At 68.0% G+C, this 8457-nt stretch carries 9 protein-coding genes; 2 read left to right on the plus strand and 7 right to left on the minus strand.

Features of this window, described 5'->3' with window-relative positions; all coding sequences use genetic code 11:
• Positions 1-708, plus strand: a 708-nt coding sequence (locus ACTIL2_RS14615) for a GmrSD restriction endonuclease domain-containing protein (RefSeq protein WP_442338207.1), incomplete at its 5' end; no start/stop codon positions are given.
• Positions 709-763: 55 nt separating this feature from the next.
• Here ACTIL2_RS14615 and ACTIL2_RS14620 read toward each other — a convergent pair.
• A complete protein-coding gene (locus ACTIL2_RS14620; RefSeq protein WP_442338208.1) occupies positions 764-1588 on the minus strand; it encodes a CPBP family intramembrane glutamic endopeptidase in 825 nt (274 codons plus the stop codon).
• Between the two features lie 233 nt (positions 1589-1821).
• On the opposite strand from ACTIL2_RS14620, the gene ACTIL2_RS14625 reads away from it, so the two are divergent.
• Positions 1822-3234, plus strand: coding sequence for a dicarboxylate/amino acid:cation symporter (locus ACTIL2_RS14625; RefSeq protein WP_442338209.1), 1413 nt, complete (start codon positions 1822-1824; stop codon positions 3232-3234).
• A 9-nt stretch (positions 3235-3243) separates the two neighbouring features.
• Here the strand turns inward: ACTIL2_RS14625 and ACTIL2_RS14630 are convergent, their stop codons facing one another.
• From ACTIL2_RS14630 to ACTIL2_RS14655, 6 genes are all read right to left on the minus strand, one after another.
• Positions 3244-4815 carry a carboxylesterase/lipase family protein gene (locus tag ACTIL2_RS14630; protein ID WP_442338210.1) on the minus strand — a complete coding sequence of 524 codons (1572 nt, stop codon included), beginning with the start codon at positions 4813-4815 and terminating at the stop codon, positions 3244-3246.
• A 76-nt stretch (positions 4816-4891) separates the two neighbouring features.
• Positions 4892-6154 carry an FAD-dependent oxidoreductase gene (locus tag ACTIL2_RS14635; RefSeq protein WP_442338211.1) on the minus strand — a complete coding sequence of 421 codons (1263 nt, stop codon included), beginning with the start codon at positions 6152-6154 and terminating at the stop codon, positions 4892-4894.
• Positions 6155-6176: 22 nt separating this feature from the next.
• Entirely contained in the window at positions 6177-6359 is a 183-nt protein-coding gene (locus ACTIL2_RS14640) for a rubredoxin (protein WP_442338212.1), read from the minus strand.
• Positions 6360-6407: 48 nt separating this feature from the next.
• Positions 6408-6575, minus strand: a complete 168-nt coding sequence (locus ACTIL2_RS14645) for a rubredoxin (protein WP_442338213.1) — start codon at positions 6573-6575, stop codon at positions 6408-6410.
• Between the two features lie 84 nt (positions 6576-6659).
• The gene (locus ACTIL2_RS14650; protein ID WP_442338214.1) at positions 6660-7049 is read right to left on the minus strand and encodes a hypothetical protein; all 390 of its coding nucleotides are present in this window, start codon (positions 7047-7049) and stop codon (positions 6660-6662) included.
• 5 nt (positions 7050-7054) lie between these two features.
• The gene (locus ACTIL2_RS14655; RefSeq protein ID WP_442338215.1) at positions 7055-8296 is read right to left on the minus strand and encodes an alkane 1-monooxygenase; all 1242 of its coding nucleotides are present in this window, start codon (positions 8294-8296) and stop codon (positions 7055-7057) included.
• Positions 8297-8457 lie beyond the last annotated feature (161 nt).

The following is an 8457-nucleotide window of genomic DNA, read 5'->3' on the forward strand; positions in this document are numbered from 1 at the left end:
GACGAGTTCGGGCAGCGGTGGAAGGACATCGACCGCAACGGCTGTGACCAGCGCAATGACGTCCTCGCCAGGGACCTGACCGGTGTGGGCCGCGAGGGCCCGTGCAAGGTGATGAACGGGACGCTCGCCGACCCGTACACCGCCACGACCATCAATTTCGTGCGTGGACAGGACACCAGCTCCGCGGTGCAGATCGACCATGTTGTGGCGATGTCGGACGCCTGGCAGAAGGGGGCGCAGCAGCTTCCGCCGGAACGCCGGGAGGAGTTCGCCAACGACCATCTGAACCTGCTGGCCGTCGATGGTCCGGCGAACATGCAGAAGGGCGACGGCGACGCCGCGACCTGGCTGCCCGCGAACACGGGCTACCGCTGCTCCTACGTGGCACGGCAGGTCGAGGTCAAGGGGAAGTACGGGCTGTGGGTCACCGCCGCAGAGCGCGACGCGATCGCCCGGATTCTGGGGGACTGCGGTGCTGGTGGGCTGGATCCGGTGGTCGAGGCTCCCGCTCCCGCACCGGCCCCGGCGCCCGTCCCCGAGCCTGCTCCTGCGCCTGCCCCGGCTGTTCCTGCTGACCCCGCCGGTGGTGGGGTCTACTTCCAGAACTGCACCGCGGCCCGCGACGCCGGAGCCGCGCCGCTGTACCGCGGCGCGCCGGGCTACCGTGCACAGATGGACAGGGACGGCGACGGCGTGGCCTGCGAGTAGAACGGGGTTTCACCCGTCACCGCGTCCGACCCCACGCGGTGCGTCCCGCAGGGAACTACAGGAACGACCATGCCGCGGCGGCCGCGAGGGCGCCGACGGCGTTCAGGGCCCAGTGCAGGCCAATGGGGGCGATGACGCTCCCGGTGTGGTGCCGCAGCCAAGTCAGGCCGGCGCCGGCACCCGCGGTGGCGACAACGGCCAGGCCCACCCCGGCCCACTGGGCCGCAGTGCCCGAGCCCAGGAAGGCGGTCAGCCCCGCGTTCGAGGCGGTCAGGTTCAGCGAGCTGGCGATGTGCCACAGTCCGAAGAGTAGTGAGCTGCCGAAGAACACCAGCTTCGTCCCGCCCATACGCGCCAGGCTGCCGTGCAGCACACCACGGAAGGCGAGTTCCTCCGGCAGGACGGTCTGCAGCGGAATGATCACCAGGGCCGCGACCAGTGCGGTGCGCAGGGACGCGTAGGAATCATTGAAGAAGAACTCCCTGGTGAAGGGGATCAGCATGGCGATCGCGACGGCGACGACCACGAGCACCGCCGCACCCCCGCCGTAGGCCAGCCCCTTGCCGTGGGTGTGGCGCCCCAGGCCGATGTCCCTCCAGGTCATGCCGCTGGCGCGCGCCAGGAACAGCAGGATCATCACGCCGATCGGCACCACCGCGGCGACCGCGGCGAGCTGGGAGAAGTGTGCGGTCACGTTGATCGCCACCAGTGCGGCGACCACCGCGAGCACGTTGAGCACGTCGCGGGTGCGCAGGTGCCCGCGGCTCAGCCGTGGTGCGGCGGTCGCGGCGGCGGTGGCGCCCTGGCTGGAGCCCCGGCGTCCGGGGAGGATTCGGCTCAGGGTGAAACGTGGGGTGGTGCGTGTCGTGGTGAGACTCATTACGGGTCAACGTTAGACGCCCCGGCGCGGGGTCGGCGAGTCGAGAACGGGGTTGACGGCAGATCGGTAGCCAGTACGGAATCAACTGACAGTAATCCCCAAGGAATGGATTCCGGGACCGACGGGTTACAGTGTGTGGAAGAAGTAGACAGATAAGTCTGTTCGTCGCCCAACCCCAACGACGGACAACGTGCGCACACCAGGCACAACACCCCGAAGCAGAAAGTACCCCCATGTCCACAACACAGCAGGAGCCGGAGCAGAAGCGCCGGCGCATCCCCGGCTGGCTCACCGGTTTCGGTGCCCAGGTCATCACCGGCCTCGTCGTCGGCCTGATCCTGGGCTTCATCGCCCGCGCCCAGGGCGCCGACCTCCCCGAGGACGACCAGAGCTGGCTCGGCACCCTCCTCGACGAGGTCGGTTCGACCTACGTCACCCTCCTGACCCTGATGGTTCCCCCGCTGGTCGTCACCGCGGTCATCACCTCCGTGGCGAACCTGCGTAAGGTCGCCAACGCCGCCCGTCTGGCGATCAGCACCCTGGTCTGGTTCGCGATCACCGCGTTCTTCTCGGTGCTCATCGGCCTCGGCGTCGGCTCGGTCTTGAAGCCCGGCGAGGGGACCTCGGTGGACGTCGGCAGTGCCGCCGAACCGTCCAGCACCGGTTCGTGGCTGGGCTTCCTGGAGTCGATCGTCCCGGACAACATCCTCGGACTGAGTGCCTCGGCAGGGGACGACGGGGAGGTGGGCTTGAGCTTCAACGTGCTGCAGCTGCTGGTCATCTCCATCGTCCTCGGCATCGCCGCGGTGAAGGCCGGCAAGTCCGCCGAGCCGTTCCTGGGTGTCACCGAGTCCCTGCTCACCGTTGTGCAGAAGGTGCTGTGGTGGATCATCCGCCTCGCACCGATCGGCACCGGTGCGCTGATCGGCCACGCGGTGGCCGACTACGGGTGGGACGCCATGGGCTCGCTCGGCAAGTTCGTCCTGGCGATCTACATCGGCCTGGCACTGGTCATCTTCGTCCTGTACCCGCTGGTCCTGACCTTCGCTCGTGTCCCGGTGCTCGGGTTCTTCCGCCGCGTGTGGCCGGTGACCTCCCTGGGCTTCATCACCCGCTCCTCGATGGGGGTGATGCCGGTGACCCAGCGCGTCACGGAACGCTCGATGGGTGTGCCGACCGAGTACGCGTCCTTCGCGATCCCGCTGGGCGCGACAACGAAGATGGACGGCTGCGCCGCGGTCTACCCCGCGATCGCCGCCCTGTTCGTCGCCCAGTTCTACGGTCTCGACCTGGGCTTCACCGACTACCTTCTGATCATCTTCGTCTCCGTGATCGGCTCGGCGGCGACCGCCGGGACCACCGGCGCGACCGTGATGCTGACCCTCACGCTGTCCACACTGGGACTGCCGTTGGCCGGTGTCGGTCTGCTGCTCGCGATCGAGCCGATCATCGACATGGGGCGCACCGCGGTGAACGTCACCGGCCAGTCGCTGGTGGCCACGGTCGTCGCCAAGCGCGCCGGGCTCCAGGACCAGTCGGTCTGGGACAACGCCGACAAGGGTGGCTTCGAGGACGCCGTCGGCGAGGATTCCCACCGCGCGCACATTCCCGCGGACGCGGACGCCGAGCCCGCGGTGAACCGCTGACTGCCGGAGCTAGACGGCGTCCCCGGTGAGCCGGACACCGGACCACGCTTCGCGCACTTCCGGCGACGGATCCTCCACCGTCGTCTCCCCGGCGTCGAACAGCTGCGTGGCGAATCCCGGCCGGTAGGCCTCCCACCCCGGATCGCCGTGGTGGATGAACCGCCGCCACCGGTCCTGCATCACCTCCGTCGTCGCCGTCATCCGCTCCCGTCCGCCGAGGGCGAGAGCCCCCGGACCACGTCCGGAGTCGTAGCGTCCGAACAGGACGGGCAGGTCGAGGGCGTGCGTCGCGCCGATGCCCGTCACCCCCAACGACGGTGTCCGCAGGTCCAGCCGGTACATCCACGCCCGTCCGGACGGGTGCTGGTCGGCCAGACGCATGGACGGGGCGGTGAACAGTGCGTCCCCGACGAAGCGCCCGGCCGTCCCGCGGCGGGCGGCGTCCGCGTACAACGACGACAGCACCTCCGGCGCACGGTCCGGGTCGATGCCCAGGGCGAACTGCTGCGACTGTGCCTGCAGGCTGCGCCGTGACATCAGGTTCCAGCGCATCAGCACGTACTCGTCGAGGTTCGTCCCGATCAGCAGCGGCCGGTCCAGACCGGCCCCCGGCTCGAGTGGGTGGCGGGGCAGCAGGTCGTCCAGCACCGGGGCGAAACCGCCCGCGATGCCGGCCTTTCCCCACGCCGACATGTTGACCCGCTCAGTCAGCCACGCGAGATCCTGGTGGTGGGTGGTCAGCAGGTCCGGACCACGGTGCCGCCGGTAACTGTCGTCCTCGTCGCGGAAGAAGCCCACGGCCCGGTCGGCGAGCTCGCCCGCCTGCTGCGGGGTGTGGACCATGGCCGCGGCGGGGGACTGGGCGATGAATCCCGCGACCAGGCCCTCCACCCGCGGTGAGGCGCTCAGTGCGGTCACCATCGCCCCGCCGCTGGATTCACCCATCACCGTGATGCGTGTCGGGTCCCCGCCGAAGGCCCGGGCATTGTCATGCACCCACTCCAGGGCGGTGATGATGTCGGACAGCCCGGCGTTGGTCTCGAAACGCTCCGTCCCGAGCCCGGGGGCGTAGCCCAGGGCCAACTGGCCGAAGATGCCCACCCGGTAGTTGACGGCGACGTAGACGGCGTCGGTGGCACTGGCGAAGTACTCGCCGGACAGCAGTGGTTCGGCTGCGGAGCCGTGGATGTTGGAGCCGCCGTGCAGGTAGACGACGATGGGCCGGTTGGCGTCCCGGTCGACGACGGTGCCGGAACCGCGCAGGTCCGCACGCTGGGCGGCGGGGCGCGGTACGACGACGTTGAGCCACAGGCAGTCCTCGGAGCCGACCCAACCCAGGCGCTGGTCGCGCCACTGGCTGCAGTAGTCGCCGGAGCGGTCGGCCTGCAGCATTCCGTCCCACGGCTGCTTCGGGGCGGCCCGGCGGAACCGCCGGTCACCGACGGGCGGCTCGGCGTAGGGGATGCCGCGGAAAGCGACGGCGCCGTTGACGGCGTGCCCCCGCACACGTCCCGTGGTGGTGGGGACGGTCCATCGGTCGGTCACGGTGGTCCGTGTGGTGTCATTTCCGCCATCGAGCATGCACCCAAGCATAATGCCCCCCTCCGCCGTGGAGGAGGGCGCCCGGGGAGGCCCCTGCCGGGGCACCGGGGTCGGCTCAGGTGGTGGCGGGGATCAGGTCGCCGTCGGCGAAGAACTCGGCCTCGACCTCCTGCAGCGTCATGCCCAGTGAGTTCTTCGCCTTGCGGACGATGGGGCTGCGTCCCACGGTGGTCACGCCGCTCACCACGGAGTCCCCGCCGTTCGTCGGGCTGAGGCTGAGGACGACGAGTTCGTCCTCGGCGTCCAGAAGGACGAGTTCACGCACCGACGGTTGGCCGGGGGCGGGACGTCCCGTGGCACCGGCGATGTTCAGCATCAGGCCGAACTGCCGTGACCACCCCTTCGGCGGGGACGCCAGGAAGGTCTCGGCGTCCTTTCCCGCCAGCGCACCGCCGACGATCCCGCCGAGCAGACGGGAGGAGCCCTCGTCCTCCGGCAGTACCGTGCGGTCGCCGTCGCGCACCTCGACGCAGTCGCCTGCGGCCCATACGCCGGGGACCGAGGTGCGTCCGAAACCGTCGACGACAATCCCGCGGTCGACCTCCAGCCCCGCGGACGCGGCCAGGGTGGTGTCGCGTTCGACACCGACGGACACCACGACGGCTGCCGGGTCGAGCTCGGCGACGGCCTTCTCCAGCTCATCGGTTGACAGTCCGCAGCGGATGTCCACACCGTTGGCGGTGTGCTTGCCTCGCAGCCAGCGGGATGCGGCACCGGGCAGCATGCGCCGGCAGACGTCGTCCTGCATTTCCAGGACGGTGACCGTCGCCTCTGTCAGGGAGGACGCGGCGGCCGCGGCCTCGAGACCGAGCACCCCACCCCCGATGACGGCGACGTTGTCCCGGGCGCTGAGTCCGAGCAACCGGTCACGCAGGGCACCGGAGTGCTCGGGTGACCGGATCAGGTGGGTGTCCCGGCCGTCGAGCCAGGACGCCTCCAACTGGCGGGAACCCGCACCCGTGGCGAACACCAGCTGGTCCCAGGACTCCTCGGAGGTCCCGTCGGGACCGCTGACAGTGAGTGTGTGATCCTCGGTGTTGACGGCGGTGACCTCGGAGGACAGGTGCAGTGTGACGTCAACCGCGTCATTGCCGTCGAAGACGGCGGCCTGCAGGGCGACTTCGTCCGGGGACTTGCCGTCGATCAGGATCTCCTTGTTGACCGCCGGGCGGCGGTAGGGTCGGTGGGCCTCACGGGAGTAGATGTCGAACGTGGTCGTGCAGTCACTGTCGGCGCTGGCGGCGAGGTAGGCCTTCAGGACGGAGTGCGCCGCCACACCACCGCCGATAACGGCGATGCGCTGGGTGGGGTTGGTCATTGTGCTCCTGCTCTCCAGTGCTCTACTTGCGGCTGATCTGGACCATCTCGAAGTCCTCCTTGGCTGCTCCGCAGTCCGGGCACTCCCAGTCATCGGGAATGTCGGCCCAGAGCGTACCGGGCGGGAATCCCTCGTCCGGGTCTCCTTCGGCTTCGTCGTAGATGTACCCGCACTGCAGGCATTCGTAGACCTTGTAGTCGTCCATGGGATTCGTCCTTTCCTGGTCTCGGTGGAACGGGTGGAGGGGGTTCTGTCAGCCGACCTTTTCGAAGTCGACCTTGTCGCGGACCCCGCAGTCGGGGCAGAACCAGTCCTCGGGAACCTCAGCCACCCAGTCGAATCCGGCGGCGAATCCTTCGGCGTCATCTCCGACTTCGGTGTCGACTCGGTAGTCGCACAGGGGGCACTGGTAAACAGCCACGGTGGGCGTCCTTTCTTCTCGGGTGATTCTTTCGGCAGGTGGTGTTCTGCAGGTGTGGTGGTGTGGGTGGTGTTCTGGGGCGGGTCAGGCGCCGGGCGCGGGGCCGGCAGCTCCGCCGGCACCCGCAGCGTAGTCGATGGGCTTGCGGTTCTTCGGACGCGGGATCACGTGGGTGGACGGCACCCCGGGGCCCCGGTACAACCCGACCAGTCCGGGCGGGAAGAGGAACAGCGAGATCAGGATGAGCCAGGGGTAGGCCTCCTCGACGTAGGAGAGCCCGAAAGCGCCGAAGATTCCGATCGCCAGGACGGCGAGGCCGACAATGGTCAGGCCGATGCACATCGTGTAATGCATCTTCGGGTTCGTCATCTTCTGCGGCGGGGCGTGGGTCTCGGGGATGTCGCCGCCACCGGCCTTGCGGAGGGCGGCGAGGTCCGGGGTGGCCTCGGGGTTCGTCGATGCAGTCGTGGACATGGGTGTCACGCTCCCTGTGCGGCGGGTGCCTTGTTGCCCCACTTGGCACGCAGCTTGGCGGCCTTGGAGGGGTGCAGGTTCGCACGGTCGATGTCGTAGTTGTAGTACTGCATGAGCTTCTTGTCCATGATCCAGTACCAGACCGGCGGAACGGCTGCGGCGGCGATCATGGTCGCGTAGCCGGCGGGCAGTTCCGGGGCGAAGACGTCCGAGCGCAGTGACTGGTAGCGGCGGGTCGGGTTCGCGTGGTGGTCGGAGTGGCGCTGCAGCTGGTACAGGAAGATGTTGGTGGTCAGGTTGTCGGAGTTCCAGGAGTGCTCGGGGGAGCAGCGCTCGTAGCGGCCGTCCTCGAGCTTCTGGCGCAGCAGGCCGTAGTGCTCCAGGTAGTTGACGAACTCCAGCAGGGCGATGCCGATGATGGCCTGGACCAGCATGAGCGGCAGAATGTGGATGCCGAAGACGATCAGCAGCACGGCCCAGAGGCCGACAGTGACGAGCCAGGCGTTGAAGACGTCGTTCTGAAGACTGAACTGGCTCTTGCCGGCGCGCTCCAGGCGCTTCTTCTCGATGTTCCAGGCGCGCGGGATCTGGCGGGGGATCGAGCGCAGCATGTAGATGTACACGTTCTCGCCCATCCGGGAGCTGACCGGGTCCTCCGGGGTGGCGACCTTCACGTGGTGGCCCTTGTTGTGTTCGACGTAGAAGTGGCCGTAGGCCGGGACCGCCAGGACGATTCTCGACAGCCAGCGCTCGAAACTGGTCTTCTTGTGGCCCAGTTCATGCGCGGCGGTGATGCCGATTCCACTGGTTAGTCCCATGGACCAGGCTAGGCCGACCTTGTCGTACCACTCGAGCCCCCCGTGGGTCCACTGCCAGCAGCACATGACGAGACTGGCGATCATGACCGGGAAGTAGAGGTAGGAGACGATGCGGTAGTACTTCGTCTCCTCCAGCCACGGCACGAACTCCTCGGGGGCGTTCTCGCCGTCACGTCCCAGGACGAAGTCACCCAGGGGGATCAGGATGAAAATGGCGATGGGACCGAGCCACCAGGTCGCATGGATGAGGAGATCGGGCGCTGTGGTGGCCCGCATCCATTCGACCAGTCCCCAGATGATCAGGGGGATCGCCGCCGGAATCAAGCTGAGGACCCAGGCGTACTTCTTCCTGTCCACCCACTGCTGTTCCTGTGGGGTGAATGGGTGATCCGGTTCTTCTGTGCGGGTGTCACTGTCCGTGGTCGTCACGTTGGCTTGTCCTCCTGCTGATCGTAGGTGTGATTCATGACACATATGGATAGATGTTTCACAAAACAACATAGTCATTCCGGCGGGACAATGGCCCTTCGGTGCAGGGGCCGGGTCAGGCGACCGGAAGGTGCTTTTGTTGGCAAACAGCCGGGTGCCGA

Source organism: Corynebacterium sp. (genome assembly GCF_052107835.1).
Taxonomy (GTDB): domain Bacteria; phylum Actinomycetota; class Actinomycetes; order Mycobacteriales; family Mycobacteriaceae; genus Corynebacterium.

Coding starts and splice junctions, on each gene's coding strand:
- ACTIL2_RS14620 (WP_442338208.1), bottom strand. CDS start 1,588: ATGAGTCTCACCACGACACGCACCACCCCACGTTTCACCCTGAGCCGA.
- ACTIL2_RS14635 (WP_442338211.1), bottom strand. CDS start 6,154: ATGACCAACCCCACCCAGCGCATCGCCGTTATCGGCGGTGGTGTGGCG.
- ACTIL2_RS14625 (WP_442338209.1), top strand. CDS start 1,822: ATGTCCACAACACAGCAGGAGCCGGAGCAGAAGCGCCGGCGCATCCCC.
- ACTIL2_RS14650 (WP_442338214.1), bottom strand. CDS start 7,049: ATGTCCACGACTGCATCGACGAACCCCGAGGCCACCCCGGACCTCGCC.
- ACTIL2_RS14640 (WP_442338212.1), bottom strand. CDS start 6,359: ATGGACGACTACAAGGTCTACGAATGCCTGCAGTGCGGGTACATCTAC.
- ACTIL2_RS14630 (WP_442338210.1), bottom strand. CDS start 4,815: ATGCTCGATGGCGGAAATGACACCACACGGACCACCGTGACCGACCGA.